The organism is Candidatus Finniella inopinata (assembly GCF_004210305.1).
In the GTDB taxonomy this organism is placed as follows: domain Bacteria; phylum Pseudomonadota; class Alphaproteobacteria; order Paracaedibacterales; family CAIULA01; genus Finniella; species Finniella inopinata_A.
On the sequence record NZ_SCFB01000002.1, the window covers coordinates 125,002 to 144,220 of the forward strand.

Here is a 19,219-nt window from a genome sequence, read left to right on the forward strand (position 1 = left end):
CTGTGAGAATTCGGCTAAAGTCTCAAAACCGGTTCCAAGACTCTACCCCAGGCAATTCTCTTACTTTCAAAAAGAAAAAGAAGGATTTTATATATCCCCTCGCGCACCCAGCAGACCCGAGTGTAACTAACCACCACAATCAGAATACGATGGGAATGGTTAACAAGTTATGAGCGAAAAAGAAATTCGCACACTGTGTGTTTTAAACTAGGAAAAAAACTCTATGGCCCAACCTTTCTACATCACCACTCCCATCTATTACGTCAATGACATCCCGCACATTGGCCACGCTTACACAACCCTAGCGTGTGACACATTGGCTCGTTACAAACGTCTGGCAGGCGATGACGTCTATTTCTTGACGGGCACAGACGAGCATGGGCAAAAGGTTGAAAAGGCTGCGGAACAAAAGGGGTTGGCACCTCAGGATTTTGTCGATCAAGTGTCTCAGTCCTTTCGAGATTTAATCCCTGCCATCAATGCGACACCTGACGATTTCATACGCACCACAGAAATCCGCCACAAACAGGCAGTTCAGCATTTGTGGGATGAATTGGTCAAGCAGGGTGCCATCTATTTGGGCGAATATTCGGGTTGGTATGCTGTTCGGGACGAGGCGTTTTATGGTGAAGGTGAATTGGTAAATGGCAAAGCTCCCACGGGCGCTGATGTGGAATGGGTGACCGAGTCCAGCTATTTTTTCCGCCTGTCAGCTTTTCAAGACCGGTTGTTAGAATTGTATCATCAGAACCCCGGTTTTATTGCACCCCAAAGTCGCCGCAATGAAGTGATGCGCTTTGTGGAGGGTGGTTTGCATGATCTGTCCATTTCCCGCACCAGCTTCAAGTGGGGGGTGACCGTGCCCAATGACCCAAAGCACGTCGTCTATGTGTGGTTAGATGCATTGACGAATTATATCACGGCCCTGGAATACCCTGACCAAGGCGGTAATTTTGGGAAGTATTGGCCCCATGCCATTCATGTGGTAGGCAAAGATATCCTGCGATTCCACGCCGTCTACTGGCCAGCATTCTTAATGGCGGCTAACTTGCCTTTGCCGAAGCAGATTTTTGCTCACGGTTGGTGGACGAACGAGGGGGAAAAGATTTCCAAATCCCTTGGCAATACTATTGACCCCATTGAACTGGTCCAAACCTTTGGTGCCGATGCTGTGCGGTATTTTTTGTTGAGGGAAGTATCCTTTGGCCAAGATGGTGATTTTTCCCGCCAACAATTGATCAATCGATATAACAGTGACTTAGCCAATGCCTATGGCAATTTGGTTCAACGCGTGTTGTCGTTTATTCATAAAAGCTGTGATGGGGTCGTTCCCAAGCCTCAGGATTTGCAAGAATCTGATCAAGATTTATTAAACGCCTGCATGATTACCACGCAACTTGAAACTGATATGGAGGCCTTAGCGTTCCATAAGTATGCCGACCATGCTTGGCAAATCATTGCCCACGCGAACCGATATATGGACGAGCAAAAGCCGTGGGGACTTAAGACAACAGACGTTCCCCGCATGCACACCATTTTATATGCTTTGGCCGACACCATTCGCCAGATTGCCCTTTTAACACAACCGTTACTACCTGTGGCCAGTGCAGCGATTTTGGATCAGTTGGCGATCCCCCTTGATCAACGAAAGTTGGTGGGCAATCCCCTTAAACCAGGAACCCCGTTACCAGAACCCAAGGGTGTGTTCCCAAGATATGTGCCCTAGCGATGCTGCATCTGGCCCTTTATCAACCAGAAATCCCGCAAAATGCTGGAACCCTGATCCGTCTTGCAGCATGTGTTGGCATCAAGCTTGATATCATTGAACCCTGCGGCTTTATTTTTGATGATGCGCGCCTGAAACGGGCTGGTATGGATTATGGTGAGATAGAAAACATTAAGCGTCATCAAAATTGGAGCGCCTTCTTCTCCTTTTACACTTCACATCGTCTTATTTTGTTGGATACCAAAGCTGAGACCAATTATTTGGACTTTACATTTCACTCCGATGACATTTTGCTGGTCGGGCGTGAGAGCAATGGTGTGCCACCTGATGTTTTCCAAAACACCCGTCACCAAATCAAAATCGCGATGCAGCCCCATAAACGGTCTTTAAATGTCGCTGTGGCAGCGTCGATGGTGTTAGGGGAAGCATTAAGGCAAACAAAGGGACATTAATATACCCAATTTCAGATCGCTTTCCCGTTTTTTCTGTTTGATTTTTTGGATAATAATATGTATGTATCTTGTATTGCAAAAAAATACACACGGTAAAGATAAAAACGCATGTCATGTTATTATGATCAAAATCATTTGATAAGGTGGGCATTTAGGCCTTCCGTTCAAAAACTAAGAGGCCCTATTGCAAAATTGGGGTTTGTTTTTTTCATAAGAATAATAATAAAGTCTAATAAAAAGAATCACACCTTTTAGCAAAGTATATTTAGAAGGATATAAGGTTTTTTTATTAACCGATCTTTGAACAACTGTGAACGTTAACCAAGTTTTTCAGGACCTAAGGGTTTTGAGAACTTACGAATCGAAAAACAAGGAATTTGTATGTTAAAAGACTCTAAGCCGAGAATTTCCGCACGTCATTCCTCAAGGCTAAAGGGTGTTCAGGCTTTATACCAGCATGAGTTAACATCCGATGATATGAACAGTATTGTTGAACAGGTTGTCAGCGCCATTCAAGAGAAGGCAGCAATCGAAAACTTTAAAGGACTCGTCCCAGATTTAGAATTCTTTAAAGAGATTGTGTTAGGGACCCATAAAAACAGAGAGGCTGTTGACGAGGAAATAACAGCTAATCTTTCCCAGGGCTGGAGACTAGAGCGCTTACCTCTCGTGGTTCTTTGTATTTTAAGACAGGCGGTTTACGAGTTGAGATATCAACCTCTTGTACCAGGACCTGTCATTATTAATGAGTACATCGAGATAACAAAAGATTTTTTTGATGAGGCAGAAACTTCTTTTGTAAATGGCATTTTGGACGCCATTTCCAAAAAATCTCGATAGTGGCGTATCGTTGTTATTAGAAATTATGTTTCAAAAATTTTACGTCTCTTTTTAAGAACAATTCTTTCAAAAAAAAGATTTAATTTCAAAGAATATGCGTTTTATTAAACTATTTTTAACAAATTATCTGTAACTTAGAATTAAGTAACCAAAAATTTAAGGTTGGAATATGAAAGAAGCTTATTTTGAAGCCGTCGTTATGATTGAAAGATTACACCGGCTTTTCCTAGAAGTTATTAAGATTGAACTGGATCGTTTAGCAACGCCAGATATCAATAACGTGCAGGCATTAGTGCTGTACAATATTGGCGAAAATCAATTAACTGTTGGTGAATTAACAAACCGTGGATATTACTTGGGGTCGAACGTCTCGTATAATTTGCGTAAGATGGTTCAAAACGATTATGTCGTCCAAATCCCATCCCCTCACGATCGCCGTTCAAGCCATGTTAAGCTGTCTGCCAAAGGGATGACACTTTTCAGTAAGCTGGACAAGGTCCTTGGTGGGCATGCTCAGACCCTTCAAGAAAAGGTTGCAAGCACGGGCGATATGACAGCATTTGTGAATACATTGCGGAAACTGGAAGGTTTTTGGTCTAGCTTTTTAACTCGCTAGATTATTTAGTCAGGTTTTTTATCCAGGCTTTTAGAAAGTGCATCGACAACACCGCACAAAGTTTTTAAATCTTGTTGGGTAAGGTCCAGGCGCGTAAACAGGTTTTGCAAATTTCGCCACATAATAGGCTTTTTTGTGGAAACACGCCAAAAATTTGTTTGGTCTAGGTTTTTCTCCAACAAGTTTAAAAAACCATTCATTTGGCCTTGTGTTGCCAGGGTTGTCTTGCCCAATTGGATACAGGCTTTTAAAGCTTGTGATGATTGGCTTTGAAACCATTCGTAGGCAATGACAGAGACTGCCTGAGCCAGATTAAGGGATGAAAAATCCGGATTAACAGGAATTGTGATGGCCTTGTGACAACGTGCCATATAATCGTTTGTAAGGCCTGTTCTTTCAGGTCCAAAGACAATCCCGAAACGTTCTTCCTGGAATTCAGGCTTTTTAATGAGGTCGACAAAGGTTTTTGGCGTTTCATAGGCTTTAATCATATCACGTTGATATGCCGTGGTGGCGAAAACATAATTCAAATCGGCCACAGCTTCTTCGAAGTTTTCTGTAATGATCACATCGTCTAATATGTCAAAGGCCCCCACAGACAAGGCTATGGCTTTGGGATCTAGGGGTTGAGCCTGTGGCTTCACAAGCCTAAGCTTGGACAACCCAAAATTCGCCATTACTCGGGCCACAGACCCCAAATTTTCCGGCAGTTGCGTCTCAACAAGAATGATGATGGGTTTCACACCGACCGCCAAAATGTTTGGCCGTCTTTATCTTCCAGCTGAATCCCTTTTTCTAACAACGATTTGCGAATTTCATCGGCCCCAGCGAAATCACGATTCTGACGCGCCTGATGACGTTGATGGATCAAAGACTCAATTTCTTGCGTAGTCAGGCAGGTTGGTTCCTGCTGAAGCCACTGTTGTGGGTTTTGTTGTAACAACCCCAGTAAATCCGCCGATTTTTTAAACCGTTGAGCAAGCTTGATCTTTTCGACGGAAGACTCCGTTTTATAGGCCTCATGCGCCAGCGCGTGTAATTCAACAATCGCCTGGGGTGTATTTAGGTCGTCCTGCAATGCTTTGAAGACATTCTCATCCCCTTGCTCGGCCTCGTTAAGAATCAAATCAACCGAATTCAAAAGCCCATACCACCGATCAAGGGTCTGCTTTGCCTGGGTTAAAAGGTCGGGGCGCCAATCAAGGGGTTGTCGGTAATGGGTCGTCAACAAAGCCAGCCGTATCGTCTCGCCCCTATGATTTTTCAAAAGGTCGTGAACGGTGAAAAAATTACCCAAGGATTTTGACATTTTGCTGCCTGAAACGGTCAAATGTCCATTATGCATCCAGTAGCGCGCCATTTTTTCAGTGCCATGGGCGCAACAGCTTTGAGCCCTTTCATTTTCATGATGGGGGAAAATTAAATCAATGCCACCCCCGTGGATATCAAATGTTTGCCCCAAATATTCGGCACTCATCGCTGAACATTCAATGTGCCAGCCAGGGCGGCCCCTGCCCCACGGGCTTTCCCATCCTGGTTGTTCCGCAGTTGAGGGTTTCCACAAAACAAAATCTTGAGGGTTTCGCTTATAGGGGGCAACCTCGACGCGAGCTCCCGCAAGCAGCTCGTCTTGGTTGCGCCTGGAAAGGTCGCCATAGTCTGAGTATTTTTCAACCAAAAACAGAACGTGCCCCTCGGCCTCATAAGCATACCCTTTGTCAATCAAGGTTAAAATCATCTGGGTCATTTGGGGAATGTGGGCTGTGGCACGGGGTTCATGGTCAGGTGATAACGCCCCCAGAGCATCCATATCTTGGTGATAAGCAGCGGTTGTTTCAGCTGTTAATTGGTGAATCGGAATATCGCGTGCCAAACACGCCGCATTTATTTTGTCATCTACGTCGGTTATGTTACGAGCATATGTAACTTTTGGATAAAGTTGTTTTAAAAGTCTGAACAAAACATCAAACACAACCACAGGACGCGCATTTCCTAAATGGGCACGATCATAAACCGTTGGGCCACAAACATACATGCCAACATGGTTAGTATCGATGGGCTGAAACGGTTCTTTCTGACGAGTAAGGCTGTTATACAAAATAAGAGACATGGATATTTTCTCTTTGGTGACGGATCCGTTCATTATGGCAAGTTTAGATTGATTTTTCTATAACGTTCGGGATAAGCTGTTGATGTATCATTTTTGAAAGGCGAAGTTCTGCTATGGCACGTGTTACCGTTGAAGACTGCATTGAAAAAGTCCCCAACCGTTTTGAGTTGGTTTTGCTTGCCGCAAAAAGGGCACGGGAAATTTCAGCGGGTGCCAGCCTGAAAGTATCCCGTGATAATGATAAAAACCCCGTCGTTGCTCTTCGAGAAATTTCTCAAGAAACTTTATCCCTAGATGCCATTCGTGAAAGTATCATCAAGGGTATGCAAAGAAACCTTTTCATCGAAGAGGACGAGAGCGAACTGGACGAGGAAATTCAAGAAGTGATCAAAGAAGAGGAACATCCCTTCTCGCTTGGCAACGATACAACAGATTTTTTGGTTGAAGATGCACTAGAAGAAGTTGATGAATCAGAAGACGACGACGAAGGTGACGATAACAGCCCAGAGGACGACGAGGCATAACACCCCAGATCTCCAACCATTTGGGACATCGACCGATTGTCCGGCTCGATCGATAATTTGGGCAGGTCATAGATTGCAAACTTGATTCTTGGTGACACAGTTGCGTACCTGGAACTTTCCCAATTATAGAAACCACTTTGTCTTAAAAGAAGAGGCGGAGCCAAAGACGCATCGATCGTAAGCAGCAAGGGTTGCGCCGGTCCGGACGCATTGCTTCCCATGCTGGGTTGGGTGGAATCTATATCCAAAGCCTGAGTTGCGAAAGCATCGTTTAGGGGCAGAAATGTCACCAAATATAAAAACAACAAACAGAACAACATATATTTTTCCTCATAATATTGATTACAACACACAAGAAAATAGAACAAAGACCTTAATAAAAGGTTAAAAAAATATTTTTTTATACATGCTGCCAATTAGGATTGAAAACCAACCGTTTTACTTGTTTTTGAACTTTTAAAAAAGCTTCGTTTTCAATTTGCCTAACACGCTCACGAGAAATTTTTATCTTTTCAGCGATAAATTCCAACGTATACGGCGGCTCGGTAAGACGTCGTTCCACCAAGGTTTGGTGTTCGCGTTTTGTTAAACACTGTAAGGCTTGGCCAAATAACTTTTTACGTTTTTCATATTCATCTTTTTGAGCCAGTTGAATTTCTTGATTATCTCGATCATCAGCAATCCATTCAATCCATTCATTCTCACCATCCCCTGGCATTGTTTGATTAAGAGAATGATCCTTAGAATGCAAGCGTTGATGCATTTGCCATACTTCTTCTTCTTTGACATTTAATTCGGTAGCAATAGCTTTGACCTGCTCTGGCGTTAAATAAGCCTCGACTTCATTTTGACTTTTTAATTTTTGTTGGGTTTTCCTTAGGCTGAAAAACAGTTTTTTTGTGCACGCGTCGTCCCTAATTTCACCAAAGACCAACTTTGCAAAATATAATCTTGCATGCTCGCGCGTATCCACCACATGGCATAGGTTGAGAATCGATAGCCAAGTTCCGGATCGTAATTTTTCATCGCTTGCATAATACCAACATTCCCTTCTGATATCAGATCACTAATGGGAAGGCCGTACCCTTTATAACCACTGGCCACTTTGGCGACCAATCTTAAATGGGAAGAGATAATTTTTTCCACGGCCTTTGGATCTTGTTGATCACGCCACTGTTTAGCCAGCTGATATTCTTGATCTTGCGTCAACAAGGGAAGTTTCTTTATTTTTTGAAAGTAGGACTTTCTTTCTTGATCGCTGGAAGAAATATGTCTCATAAAATATAATTTAAATTAAATTTATTTTAAATACTAGCAAAAATCACCCCTTTTAGCAATGGTTCTTCTTGAATTTAAACATGAAATTATTACTTAATTTTATTCATTATTAAAAGTATTGTAACCATATCTGTGGCATTGTGTATTATCTGAATGTATACAATGGGAAATATTATGAAAAATATTATGAACCAACATAGAAATAACACATCCATTACCAATGAGGGTTATTTAACTGGAAAATTGCTTATCGCTATGCCTTTTATGCAGGAAACTCTATTCAAAAAAACCGTAATTTATATATGCGGCCACGACACTGAAGGAGCCATCGGATTAATTATTAATAAGAATATCCGAAATTTTTTATTTAAAGATCTTATTGCTCAACTACACTTAAATATTGAAGTTTCAGAGTCACTAAATCATCCCAAAGTTTATTACGGTGGCCCCGTTGAAATAACCAGGGGGTTTGTCCTCCATTCACCAGATTATAAAATTGATTCAACGGTTGTTTTAGACAAACACATTTGCATAACTTCCACCTTGGAGATTTTAAGAGCCCTGGCGAAAAAGCAGGGGCCAGAAAATTCTTTGGTTTGCTTGGGATATACAGGCTGGACGGCAGGTCAATTGGAGACAGAAATCCAAGATAATGACTGGATTATTATTGATGCTACTGACGATTTAATTTTTAAGACGTCGCTTGAAGAAAAATGGCATCATTCGATGGCTGCAATTGGGGTTGATCCGGCGACTTTATCTATAGAAATCGGCCATGCTTGACTGTAGAATACAGATAATATTTTTTTAAGGGTTCTTATGAATGAATAATATTATAGGCCATAAGTTATATGGAAAAGGACTTCAAAAAGTAGTTGTTTTACACGATTGGTTTGGAGATACAACCACTAACTATGATCCCATGCTTGAATTCCTAGACCGTGATACTTTTACCTTTGCGTTCGTAGATCTCAGGGGATACGGCCGCTCTAGAAATATATCTGGCGAATGCACCTTAGAAGAAGGGGTTTCAGACATCCTAGCTTTAGTCGACTTTTTAAAGTGGTCCTCTTTTGATATAATTAGCCACTCTATGAGCGCATTGATTGCCCAATACTTAACCATACAAGCCTCTTCTAGATTGAAGCGTATCGTGGCCATAACGCCCGTTCCAGCCTGTGGAACCCCTGCCCCAGATGCCGTGATAAGTTTTCTAGAAGATGCAGCTTTACGCAATGAAATTTCTGCCAGGCAGATTATTCAGTTCATGACAGGATATCAACAAGGCTCTGAATTTGTAGATAAAAAAGTCACCCAATGGTACGAGACATCAAATCCAGAAGCCCGATCTGCTTACCTTAAGATGTTCAGTCAAATTGATTTTTCGGAACAAGCCAACGGTGGATTAACACCTTTCTTGGTTATTGTGGGTGCCAATGACGCCGAGGGATACCGTGAACCTGTTATGCAACAAACGTTCATCAAATGGTATCCGAATGCAGAACTTATCACTTTGCAGGGTTGTGGGCACTACCCTATGCAAGAACAACCCCTGCAGCTTGCTGTCGCCATACAGAGCTATCTAAAACAGGCATAAAAAAAGCCGGCTTAAAACCGGCTCTTTAAAACATTTTAATAAAAAGGCTAGCCCTGGCGTGCTTTATACCGGGGGTTTTCCTTATTAATAACGTATAAACGACCCTTACGACGCACAACTTTACAAGCTTTGTGGCGACTTTTTAAGGTTTTAAGTGAGTTTGCGATTTTCATTGTAAATTTTCCTCTTAATTAATTCAGATACTAGACAAATAGCCCCCCTTTGTCAAGCTTATCCTTAGGTTCCTTGCCTCTTACTACAGGTCTTAGTAACTCACAACGCCATTTCTCTTGACAGGATTGGTTATCCTTCAATAATATTTGGTACTTTTGTTTTACAATTTAAGGATAGCTTATATGACATTAAAGCTTTATGAAATTATGCTTGGCATTTTTCTTCTTACAGGCTTTTTTGCCCCCTCCATCCAGGCTACTACGAATAAGAACAATCAAAAAATTAACGTCGGCCACAAAACATTCAATATACCTTTCGCTCCCGTGCCTCAAACCAAAATCAAAATTCTATATGTCAATTTAAAAGATAACATAGAACTAATACAAGCTCTGGCGGCTGAAATTGCAGCGTACATAAATGCAAACCGAGGTAAAATCGACGTTATTATCACCCCAGAGTCTAACACCATAGCAATTGCCTACGCCGTTTATGAAAAAACGAAAATACCATACATCGTGCTTACAAAAAAACAAAGGCCCGATATGGGACCAAAGGCGATAAGCGTTCCGGTAAAGTCAATCACCACAGCTGGAAACCAAACCTTGTGGATCAGCGAAGATAATATAGAGGCAATCAAAGGTAAAAAGGTTTTAATCCTGGATGACGTTGTCTCCACCGGCAACACACTAGCCGCGATGAAGGAATTAGTTGGAATGGCAGGTGGTAAACTTATCTTGAATCCTTTGGTTTGTTTTTGCGAAGGCGAGAAGCGTTCTGATGTAACGGCAGTCAGTGACACCGTACTGCCAGTTATTCCCGTTTCATAATATACACAAAAAACTTAAGCCTTGACAGGCTTACTAAGTCGTACATAAGGTCGGGGACTTTTACACCACAATTTAGGATAATTTATATGATATTGAACAGTTTCAAAATCGCTTTTAGCGCGCTTTCGTTTATAGGCTTTTTTGCTTCCCCCATCCAGGCTGCTTCAGCTGAGGATATGCATAATATTGAAGTTGGCACCAATTCTTTCAGAGTACCCTTAGTTCCAATTCCTGCCGCTAAGATCAAAATTGCATACTTGAATTTAAAAGATAATAACGAACTAATAGAAGCATTAGCGACTGAAATTGCAACGTACATAAATGCTAACAAAGCTAAAATTGATATAATCATAACCCCTGAGGCTAATACCATAGCTCTTGCCTACGCCGTTTCCAAAATAACAGGCATCCCTTATATCGTGCTTACAAAAAAACAAAGGCCAGATATGGGGCCAGAGGCGATAAGCATTCCGGTAAAATCCATTACTACAGCTGGAAACCAAACTTTGTGGATCAGTGAAAGTAATATTCAGAAAATTAAAGGTAAAAAGATTTTAATTCTGGATGACGTTGTCTCCACCGGTGGCACAATAAATGCAGCCAAAGCCTTAGTTGAAAAAGCAGGGGGTGTACTTGCCTTGAATCCTTTGGTTTGTTTTTATGAAGGTAACAAGCGTGACGATGTAACAGCTGTCAGTCAAACTGTATTGCCAGTTATTCCCCTGTCGTAGAATTTCACCCTAAAATCGATTCTTGAAAGTTTCCAGCGGCACGAAAAGCCTTTGTAAACTTTCAGGAATTAAGAAGGAAAGGCTTCAATTTTGGGATTTCCATCGGATGTTAAACTGATTTGTTCAACCCGCATTTTAGCGTCCTGTAATTTCTGCTCGCACTGCTTTTTTAACTGCGTACCGCGTTCATAAGCCTGAATAGCCTCTTCCAGGGGCAACCGGCCTTCCTCTAATTTTTTCACCAATGATTCCAACTCAACCATGGCTTGTTCGAAGCTTAAGGCTTCAAGATTTGACGTTGTCATTGTTTATTGCTCCTTAATTTTATCAAGTCATCATAGAAGCTTCTGAATTGAATAACAATTCTTCTCGTGCTATTGGTTAGCTGTGAACACAGGGGGTGCCCTTATGGTTAGAAACCAAAGGGCTGAGAGGGAATCAGCCCAACCCTTAGAACCTGATTCGGTTAACACCGACGGAGGGATTGTGAAAGAGCATCATCAAATACGCTATGCGTTTTCAATTGACTGCGTGAGCTATCAAAAAAAAACCGTCTTAGCCCAGCAAAATTTTTCAATTCCCGTAAACAAATGGACGGCCTTGGTTGGGAAAAGTGGCCACGGCAAAACCACATTATTAAAAACGTTGTTAGGACTAGTTCCTGGCCTAAACGCTTCCCCCCCTGGCATTTCCTTAAGTTATATGCCCCAGCGCGACTTGTTGTTGCCCTGGAAAACAGTTATCGAAAATGTTGTATTAGGAGCCACCCTGCGGCGCGAAACCCCGAATATTTCTAAGGCAAAAAGTTTATTAAGGGATGTTGGCTTGGCTGACGAGGCCCAAAATTACCCCCACCACTTATCGGTCGGCATGCGCCAACGTGTAGCGCTGGCACGCACATTAATGGAAGACGCGGACCTTATCCTAATGGACGAACCGTTCAGCGCAGTTGACCATCAAACCCGTGACCAATTGCACACTTTGGCAAAAAGACAGCTGGAGGGGAAGACCGTCTTGATTGTCAGTCATGATCCGGATGAAGTTGTAAAAATGGCCGATCACGTCTTAACCTTAAGCGGGGAGCCTGCGGTATGCTTAAGCGATTCATAACGGCCTTCATCCTACTGAGCCTTTGGCACGCCATCGTCAATTTAGCAAACATCCCGGCTTATATCCTTCCCACTCCTTGGCAAGTCGCAAGTGCCCTGTTCAATCAGCGATCCTTGATTTGTTGGCATGGAGGATTAACACTAGCCCAGATTTTAGCAGGCCTGTTGATTTCCAGCATTCTTGGGATGGGAATGGCCTTCATCCTGGACCGAAACCCACGTTTGCAAGCCCATCTTCACCCTGTGTTGGTCATTCTGCAGGCAACGCCAGCGTTTATTTTGATGCCGTTATTGATGATTTGGTTTGGATTTGGTTTGCTGCCCAAAATGATCGTCGTTTGTTTGTCTGCCTTCTTTCCCATTACCCTTTGTTTCCTTGACGGATTGAAACGCACCCCCGTTGAGTGGCTAGAGTTGGCCCACACAATGAAAGCCCTGCCGTTTCCTTTGCAATACCGTATTCGCTGGCCCGCTGCCTTGCCTGGATTATTGTCGGGGTTACGCCTGGCCGCGATTCACGCCCCCTTAACCGTGCTGGCCGCTGACTGGAACGGTGCCAGCCATGGTCTTGGGTATTTGATGATGCTGTGTCATGGACGGCTTCAAACGGACCTTTTGTTTGCCTGTTTATTCTGCACAGTTTTATTAACCCTTTTCCTAAATGGAGGCATACGGTGGTTGCAAAGTCGTTTCATCTTTTGGCCAGCCTCTTCTTAAATGGTGCAGCCTGCGGAGCAGTCTGCAAGTTTTTAAACCAGTTTTTCTCGTGGAGCACAGGCCAATCTTTAGACACAATGCGCCTTTGGGGGCCCTCCTACGACCCAAGCCAAAGCGCCCTCCCCGCCTCCACGCACAACACGACTCTCCCTGTGCCTCCCTATCTTTCGATCTTGAAGCATGTCTTCTCGCAGGCTTCCAAACCTGTGAGAATTCGGCTAAAGTCTCAAAACCGGTCCCAAGACTCTACCCCAGGCAATTCTCTTACTTTCAAAAAGGAAGAGAAGGATTTTATATATCCCCTCGCGCACCCAGCAGACCCGGGTGTAACTAACCACCATATTCAGAATACGATGGGAATGGTTTACAAATTATTAACCAGAAAAAATTTTCAGATTTTATTAGTCAGTATTTTTTTAAGTTCTTGCGATCAACAACCCCCTTTACGGCTAACATTGGATTGGGTCTTGAACCCCCATCATGCCCCTTTGGTCATTGCCCTTACCCAAGGTTTTTTCAAAGAAGAAGGCCTGCAGGTCGACTTGATCCCAGCGCAAGGGTCTTTGGAAGGGTGCATCCAAGTGGCCGCAAGTGCCGCAGATTTAGCCCTTACCACCGAATCCCAATGGATTATCCAAAAAGACAAGGGCCTTGATCTGGAACCAGTTTTGACCCTAATCAGCCAACCCCTGGAAGTTTTTGTCAGCCGCGTACCGTTACATCAGTTAAAGGGAAAACGCATCGGTCACGCCAGCAGCGGTGTTGGATTCTCAGCCGCTGTTCTAAGAAAAATCTTAAAAAACCAGGGTTTAACGGAAAATGATATTATCGACGTCCATACAAAACATGGGTTGGTGGCGGCCCTGGTCAATCATCAGGTAGATGCCATCGTTAATGCTTATCGAACATATATCGCCGTTGACTTAAAAGGTCATAACGGAAAATTCCACATATACCCCTATGAAGACTTAGGCATACCCGTGTTTGCCGCCCAAGTGATGGTAGCAAACCCAAGAATCTCTTCAAAAACTAAACAGGCTTTGCAACGCGCCTTAAAAAAAGCTTGTCAATTTATTCACCAAAATCCCGATGAAGCGTGGATGATTTTCAAAACTCACAGGCCAGAGCTGGACACCGCTGCCAACCAAGCGCTGTGGCCGTTGATCGGGAAGATGTTTAATGTTGACCCCTTGCCCGTTAGTGAAGAACGCCATCAAACGTTGAAAGTATTTTTAAGAGAGAATGGGTTGATTAAAAAGGGTGAACTTGTACAATTTACAACTTGAATTTTAAAACCGAAGAGATTACTTACAAAATATTAGTGATAACACATCTTAAATGGTTCAATATGTTTAAAATTACAAAAAAATCATTTCTTGCGTTGCTTTGTGTCCTTTCCATCCAATACTGTATGGCAAGCTCGGCGGATGTTGATGCCTCTCCTTCTGAGAAAAAACCTAGATACTTTTACAATCTCTCTCAAAAAGTTCAAACCATCCAAACCAAGCTTACGTCTTTTCACAAGTATGTCACACACCAAATGATAAGATTAAAGGAATTCAAGAAAAGCACAACTTTTGAATCGGCCCCTTTTGTAACAGAATTAATGGATTGCAGGCTGCAAACATCTAAAGAACAAGGACATTCGGGGGAGTTCATGTTAGAAAAAGAAGCTGCCTTTTTCCAGATTCCCCGACACCGCCTCGAAAAACTTGCGGAAATACAATTTTCTATATATTCAAGTATTGAAGGAATTTTTATTTACAGAGAGGTATTAAAAGCACTTGACACACTTATAGTAAAAGAGAGTTTTGCACCGGCTTTTCCGCTTTTGTGTACAAAGCCGCAAAGAGATATAAATGTTGCTCAAATAATTGAAGTAATTAAAAAAATTAAATACCACGCACAAAACGAACTTAAAAAATTCAAACCCGATGTAATGGATAAACCGGTAGAAACATTACCCTTCATTACCTTTAGGGAAGAGGCTAATCCTATCTTAACTCCCAATGCGATTGTTGAAATTTTAGAGAATGAGATAAAGGGAATCCTTGAAGCCATTCTTAATCTTAAAACTTTTGAAGAAGAGGAAAAAGCACAAAAGAATAGAAACAAAAAAAGAAAGCAAAAACAAGCCAGAAAGCTGAAAGAAAGCCAGTCCCAAACAGTATCCTCGGCGGCAGCACCAGCCGGCCAAGTCCCTGCCAGCAGTTCCTCCTCTAATAGTTCTTCATCTAGCAGTTCCTCCTCAGAACCTGCTCCTTTAAGTTCAGAAGAAGATGAAGAAGAGGATGCGCAAGGGGAAGCAGCCGGAGCAGCATCTTCCAGTAGCTCTTCCGCTGCTCAAACTTCCAAAAAAGCGTTTACAAGAATGGAAGAAGAAAAAGCTCAGCAACAAAAACAAATAAAAAGGCAAGAAGACTTAAAAGATCTAATCAGCAAAACATTCAGCCCTTTGTACAACACCATTGACTGGAGTGATTGGGAAAAAGCCTTAAGGCAAAATGGATACAGCGTAGAACAAGGAGGTAACGGAAAAAAAAGTTATATAAATGGGATAACTAGAAAGAAATTTGCCATCGAGAACGCTCACGGGGAGGGATCGAACAAATTCAGTCCAGCAAACATTGGTATTGTACGAACATTTTGCCTGGACCAAGGCCTTGTGCCTAATGGGATTTTGCCAGACCATATGATTCAACCTTGGTTAAAGACTTTACAAACCGCAGAAGCCAAACATTAGTCAAATGGGGAGGCGGCCCCCCGTCAAGGAATCATGGTAAGCGGCTGGCCAGGAGACCCAATAGCTATGGCAGCGCCCCACATACACGTCAAAACACTGGAATCGTTCAGGGCTGGCTGACCACCCAGCTGTACTGTGGGGGCTCCTGGTGCCCAGGGCGCCATAGTCATAGGCAGACAGGGCAATGGTACCAAAATACCCAAAGCAGCTGCTGTGGCAGCAGCCACCAGTGGATTTCCAAGTGTTATGCACATCCCAAAAGGCAAAATGTTTAAAAAGGGAAGATGGTCATTAATGGTAGCAGCTGGCATGACCATGGTTAGGTCAAAACTGATGGGCAAAGCCGTCAAGGTGGCGGGCGCTGTCCCCATGCAACAGCTTATAGGGGCTGTAGAGATAGTTTGTACGCCCATAATTATCCTCCTCTGTTTTTGTTAGCTGGGTCGATTAAGGCTTTTCCATCTTTACCCAAAACAACAGCATAAGCGGTCGCCTTGCCCTTTTGATAGGGGGTGCGTTTCAATAACTCCCCCGTTGAATAGAACATATCTTGGTTCTTCACCAACAATCCATTTTCATACTGGCTAACTTGGCAAACGCCCCCGCCCTGACTTTTGGGAAAATAGGTTGTCGACATACCGTGCTGAAGTCCGTTCTTATAAGCGGTTTTTTGGCAGATATCACCGAATTGATCATAGAAAACAAAATCCCCGTCCAGTTTACCCTTGGCATAATTTCCAACAACCCGTTTAAGACCTGACGGATAATACCCAACCATCGGACCATCCAGAACGTTATTTTTATAAATCATAATCGTCTCGACACTTTCGTCATCAAGATACGTTGTTGCCCTACCTTCAAGTTGATTATCTTGATAGGCCATTTGGTGGGTCATTTTATTTTCTTCATTATAAATAACCAACTCACCATTCTTTTTCCCATCCTTATAGGTGACAACAAGGCGACCACTTCCCTGATGAATTTCATAAACACCCTCTGTCGGGGCGCAGGTTACAGGTTTTCCGTCTTTAAAAACAAAAACATCCCGAGGTGGTGCAACTTTTTTCTGTTCGTCTGCCATCGTTAATTCACCTTAACCAAAGCAGCTTGTATTTTAACAGCGCTTCCGCCTTTTAGTTCTACTGCCATCTTGCCTTCTATTTGAACCATATTTGCCTCATCCTTGATGGCCAGATCTGATTTGCGCGCAATGCCAAGCGCCGCTTGCTGTGTGATTAACATCTCAGCTTTGCTGTCAATGTTCATGGCCGCTTGTTGTTCAATGGACATATCAGACTTCATAACAATGTTCATGGCCGCCTGTTGTTCAATGGACATATCAGACTTCATAGCAATGTTCATGCCGGCAGTAAGGTTAATATTCTTAGCAGATTTAAAAGAAATATCGTCTGTACTGATAATATCAACCTTACCTGTAACGTTGATGGTAATATTTCCATTTTCTAACGTCAGTTCATAATTCCCTTTTGTAATTTTGATAACGTCATCGCCATCGGTAATGTCCAAAAGGTGGGTCGTCCCCTGGCCCTTTTGAATCTCTGATTTATTTCCTTTATGAATGGTTAGGGTATCGTCGCCTTTAAAAATATCTTCGGTACGCGAATGGACGATTTCGTTATTCCAATCTTTTTGGGCATGCATATAAATTTCTTCGCTACCCTTTTCATCCTCAAAACGCAGTTCATTAAAACCACCCCCTTTTTTGGATGAATTGGATTTAAAAGTACTTTTGGTCGGGCTTTCAGTTACGTAATCTGGAGGCATGTGGTCAGCATTATAAACGCACCCAATAACTAGAGGGCGATCGGGATCCCCATCAATAAAGGTGACGACAACCTCCATTCCTATACGCGGTGTTACCAACCCACCCCAATTGGTCCCTGCCCAGTTTTGGGCCACGCGAATCCAACAAGAGCTTTCCTCATTCTTTTTTCCATAGAGATCCCAATGGAACTGAACTTTGATCCGCCCATATTGATCGCAGAAAACTTCCTCGCCCGCTGGGCCGGTGACAATGGCTGTTTGGTTGCTGAAAATACGAGGTTTGGGGGTTTTTGAAGGGGGGCGGAACGATATTTCGCCTGGAAAAGCCTGAAAGTCATTTTTATAGACAACGGATTTAGACTCAGGTGTGTGTCCCTGATTAATGGTGTGCACGACCTTATATAAGACATATTCCTTATTAAAATCAGCCCGTGGATGATCAGACAGTTCAAATTTCTTGCCCGCAGAAAACGCGCCGGCCGTACTACTGCCCTGGCACAACTGACTGGACCATTCCAAGGCTTGCAACCGCATATCGGCCAGGGTCTCGCCCTGATCCAGTTTTTCAAATCTGCCTGGGTATTCATATACGCGACCACTTTTACCAACCCCAGAAACTTTGGGCTGTAAGGCCGTCAGCGGCGTTAGATAATTATAATCAACGGTTTGAAAATCTTTGGTTGTAACTTGATGGTAAAGGTTGAAATGAAGAATCGTATTCAAGGCCGCCTGATCGGTTTGGTTGGCGTTTAAAGAAATAGCCTCCTCCTCCACAGGTTTTGAGGAACTGCTGTCATCCGTCAGCACCATAATGTGACCTTCTTCTGTGTGCTTGAAGAAATAGAAGATCCCTTCTTCCTCCATCAATCGACAGACAAAATCAAAACAACTTTCGCCATATTGAACGCAATAGTCCCGAATTGTTTGACCACACGTTGTTACCAAGTTCTCAACCTCAGTAATACCGTTTTCTTTCAAAACCTTTAAAATGGTATCAATCGCACTTTTGTTTGGAAAAATTCGGTAATCTTTGGTGAATTTCAATAACCAAAACTTAGGGTATATGGATGCTTCATAAAACGTTATGTTTTCGCCCTGCTCTGTGCTAATGGTTTTTTTTTGTTGAACTTTTCCAACAATACCGCAAAAGTGTCGAGGCGATGCCGCCTGCAAAAGACTTGTATAGCTTTCAAAGCTTACGGTGACTTCTGTCCCCAGCAGACTGGCCAGATCTAATGTGGAAGAGGACGAATGAAACCCAAGTTCAAATTCAAAAGGTGAAGATAGTTCCTCATAGCCCGTCAATCGATCGATTTTTAAAGTATCTTCGCCTAAGCTTGTTTTAATTTTTAAAGCAGAGACCAATTTTCATGAATTTTTAATAACTGTTTAGGTAAAATTAAGTTTGGAGTTTTCAGATAAAGATGTCGAGAGAAAATTGAAATGATTAAAAAAGTTTGCGTTTTTTGCAGTTCATCGGACTTGGTAGATATCACTTACCATCAAGCAGCAGCTTTGTTAGGGACCCTTTTGGCAAAACAGGGTTTCGATCTTGTCTTTGGTGGGGGTGCCACAGGCTTAATGGGGGCAACGTCAAAAGCAGCCATAGAAAACGGGGGCAGTGTCTATGGTTTTATGCCTGAATTCCTAAGGGCTCTTGAAGGGACAGAGCTTGATGCGAATCACCTGGAAATTGTTGATACGATGCACACTCGCAAGCAAAAGATGTACGATCATGCCGACGCCTTCATCGTTTTGCCTGGTGGATTTGGAACTTTGGACGAGTTGTTTGAAACTCTGGGTTGGCGGCAACTTGAACTGCATCTTAAACCGATTGTTGTTGTGAATACGTTGTCTTATTGGGACCCCTTGAAAAAACTTTTCGAATGTGTGATTGACAATAACTTTGCCCTGCCCAAACATCGGCAATACCTAACATTTGTTGACACCCCTGAACAGGCTATTGAATCCTTGCAGGATGTAAGCTAAC

The 19,219-nt window shown here is 42.8% G+C and carries 21 protein-coding genes, 1 pseudogene and 1 riboswitch; of the genes and pseudogenes, 14 read left to right on the forward strand and 8 right to left on the reverse strand.

Translation table 11 applies throughout. From position 1 onward, the window contains the following. The first annotated feature begins 223 nt into the window (after positions 1-223). The 4 genes from metG to EQU50_RS01460 all read left to right on the forward strand — a co-directional run bounded on the left by metG (position 224) and on the right by EQU50_RS01460 (position 3,634). Entirely contained in the window at positions 224-1,726 is a 1,503-nt protein-coding gene (gene metG, locus EQU50_RS01445) for a methionine--tRNA ligase (protein WP_130153387.1), read from the forward strand. A 2-nt stretch (positions 1,727-1,728) separates the two neighbouring features. Continuing rightward, a complete protein-coding gene (locus tag EQU50_RS01450; protein WP_130153388.1) occupies positions 1,729-2,178 on the forward strand; it encodes a tRNA (cytidine(34)-2'-O)-methyltransferase in 450 nt (149 codons plus the stop codon). 381 nt (positions 2,179-2,559) lie between these two features. Continuing rightward, the gene (gene nusB, locus EQU50_RS01455) at positions 2,560-3,018 is read left to right on the forward strand and encodes a transcription antitermination factor NusB (RefSeq protein ID WP_130153389.1); all 459 of its coding nucleotides are present in this window, start codon (positions 2,560-2,562) and stop codon (positions 3,016-3,018) included. Between the two features lie 169 nt (positions 3,019-3,187). Further along, positions 3,188-3,634: a MarR family winged helix-turn-helix transcriptional regulator gene (locus EQU50_RS01460; RefSeq protein WP_130153390.1), complete on the forward strand. Its 447-nt coding sequence runs from the start codon at positions 3,188-3,190 to the stop codon at positions 3,632-3,634. Positions 3,635-3,639: 5 nt separating this feature from the next. Here the strand turns inward: EQU50_RS01460 and EQU50_RS01465 are convergent, their stop codons facing one another. Continuing rightward, entirely contained in the window at positions 3,640-4,377 is a 738-nt protein-coding gene (locus tag EQU50_RS01465; RefSeq protein WP_165380286.1) for an RNA methyltransferase, read from the reverse strand. Beyond that, the gene (gene cysS, locus EQU50_RS01470; RefSeq protein WP_130153392.1) at positions 4,374-5,744 is read right to left on the reverse strand and encodes a cysteine--tRNA ligase; all 1,371 of its coding nucleotides are present in this window, start codon (positions 5,742-5,744) and stop codon (positions 4,374-4,376) included. The genes EQU50_RS01465 and cysS overlap by 4 nt, the downstream gene beginning before the upstream one ends. A 113-nt stretch (positions 5,745-5,857) precedes the next feature. Here cysS and rpoZ point away from each other — a divergent pair, with 113 nt between their 5' ends. Beyond that, on the forward strand, positions 5,858-6,268 hold the full coding sequence (rpoZ, locus tag EQU50_RS08595) for a DNA-directed RNA polymerase subunit omega (protein ID WP_130153393.1): 411 nt from the start codon (positions 5,858-5,860) through the stop codon (positions 6,266-6,268). 400 nt (positions 6,269-6,668) lie between these two features. On the opposite strand, the pseudogene EQU50_RS08615 reads toward rpoZ, so the two are convergent. Continuing rightward, positions 6,669-7,546 (reverse strand): annotated as a pseudogene (locus EQU50_RS08615) (RNA polymerase factor sigma-32). A gap of 174 nt (positions 7,547-7,720) precedes the next feature. Between EQU50_RS08615 and EQU50_RS01485 the strand changes: the two are divergent. Further along, complete coding sequence (locus tag EQU50_RS01485; RefSeq protein ID WP_130153394.1) at positions 7,721-8,329, forward strand: YqgE/AlgH family protein; 609 nt, start codon at positions 7,721-7,723, stop codon at positions 8,327-8,329. A gap of 40 nt (positions 8,330-8,369) precedes the next feature. Further along, entirely contained in the window at positions 8,370-9,143 is a 774-nt protein-coding gene (locus EQU50_RS01490; RefSeq protein WP_130153395.1) for an alpha/beta fold hydrolase, read from the forward strand. A gap of 47 nt (positions 9,144-9,190) precedes the next feature. On the opposite strand, the gene ykgO is transcribed toward EQU50_RS01490, so the two are convergent. Next, positions 9,191-9,316, reverse strand: coding sequence for a type B 50S ribosomal protein L36 (gene ykgO, locus EQU50_RS01495; RefSeq protein ID WP_130153396.1), 126 nt, complete (start codon positions 9,314-9,316; stop codon positions 9,191-9,193). A 183-nt stretch (positions 9,317-9,499) separates the two neighbouring features. On the opposite strand from ykgO, the gene EQU50_RS01500 reads away from it, so the two are divergent. Further along, positions 9,500-10,144, forward strand: a complete 645-nt coding sequence (locus EQU50_RS01500; protein WP_130153397.1) for a phosphoribosyltransferase family protein — start codon at positions 9,500-9,502, stop codon at positions 10,142-10,144. A 176-nt stretch (positions 10,145-10,320) separates the two neighbouring features. Next, a complete protein-coding gene (locus EQU50_RS01505) occupies positions 10,321-10,875 on the forward strand; it encodes a phosphoribosyltransferase family protein (protein WP_165380287.1) in 555 nt (184 codons plus the stop codon). Positions 10,876-10,943: 68 nt separating this feature from the next. Here the strand turns inward: EQU50_RS01505 and EQU50_RS01510 are convergent, their stop codons facing one another. Next, positions 10,944-11,180, reverse strand: coding sequence for an exodeoxyribonuclease VII small subunit (locus EQU50_RS01510; protein ID WP_130153399.1), 237 nt, complete (start codon positions 11,178-11,180; stop codon positions 10,944-10,946). An 81-nt stretch (positions 11,181-11,261) separates the two neighbouring features. Next, positions 11,262-11,377, forward strand: a riboswitch (TPP riboswitch). Here EQU50_RS01510 and EQU50_RS01515 point away from each other — a divergent pair. The 4 genes from EQU50_RS01515 (at position 11,362) to EQU50_RS01530 (ending at position 15,444) form a co-directional block, all read left to right on the forward strand. Further along, positions 11,362-11,985, forward strand: a complete 624-nt coding sequence (locus EQU50_RS01515) for an ATP-binding cassette domain-containing protein (RefSeq protein WP_165380288.1) — start codon at positions 11,362-11,364, stop codon at positions 11,983-11,985. It overlaps the preceding riboswitch by 16 nt. Further along, entirely contained in the window at positions 11,967-12,701 is a 735-nt protein-coding gene (locus EQU50_RS01520; protein ID WP_130153401.1) for an ABC transporter permease, read from the forward strand. Before EQU50_RS01515 ends, EQU50_RS01520 begins: the two co-directional genes overlap by 19 nt. Beyond that, a complete protein-coding gene (locus EQU50_RS01525; RefSeq protein ID WP_130153402.1) occupies positions 12,659-13,987 on the forward strand; it encodes an ABC transporter substrate-binding protein in 1,329 nt (442 codons plus the stop codon). The genes EQU50_RS01520 and EQU50_RS01525 overlap by 43 nt, the downstream gene beginning before the upstream one ends. Then, the gene (locus EQU50_RS01530; RefSeq protein ID WP_130153403.1) at positions 13,984-15,444 is read left to right on the forward strand and encodes a hypothetical protein; all 1,461 of its coding nucleotides are present in this window, start codon (positions 13,984-13,986) and stop codon (positions 15,442-15,444) included. Before EQU50_RS01525 ends, EQU50_RS01530 begins: the two co-directional genes overlap by 4 nt. A gap of 23 nt (positions 15,445-15,467) precedes the next feature. On the opposite strand, the gene EQU50_RS01535 is transcribed toward EQU50_RS01530, so the two are convergent. The 3 genes from EQU50_RS01535 to tssI are packed head-to-tail and all read right to left on the reverse strand — an operon-like array spanning position 15,468 to position 18,594. Continuing rightward, complete coding sequence (locus tag EQU50_RS01535) at positions 15,468-15,857, reverse strand: DUF4280 domain-containing protein (RefSeq protein ID WP_130153404.1); 390 nt, start codon at positions 15,855-15,857, stop codon at positions 15,468-15,470. 2 nt (positions 15,858-15,859) lie between these two features. After that, a complete protein-coding gene (locus EQU50_RS01540) occupies positions 15,860-16,525 on the reverse strand; it encodes a toxin-antitoxin system YwqK family antitoxin (protein ID WP_130153405.1) in 666 nt (221 codons plus the stop codon). A 2-nt stretch (positions 16,526-16,527) separates the two neighbouring features. Continuing rightward, positions 16,528-18,594, reverse strand: coding sequence for a type VI secretion system tip protein TssI/VgrG (gene tssI, locus EQU50_RS01545; protein WP_130153406.1), 2,067 nt, complete (start codon positions 18,592-18,594; stop codon positions 16,528-16,530). 78 nt (positions 18,595-18,672) lie between these two features. On the opposite strand from tssI, the gene EQU50_RS01550 reads away from it, so the two are divergent. Then, complete coding sequence (locus EQU50_RS01550; protein ID WP_130153407.1) at positions 18,673-19,218, forward strand: LOG family protein; 546 nt, start codon at positions 18,673-18,675, stop codon at positions 19,216-19,218. Position 19,219 lies beyond the last annotated feature (1 nt).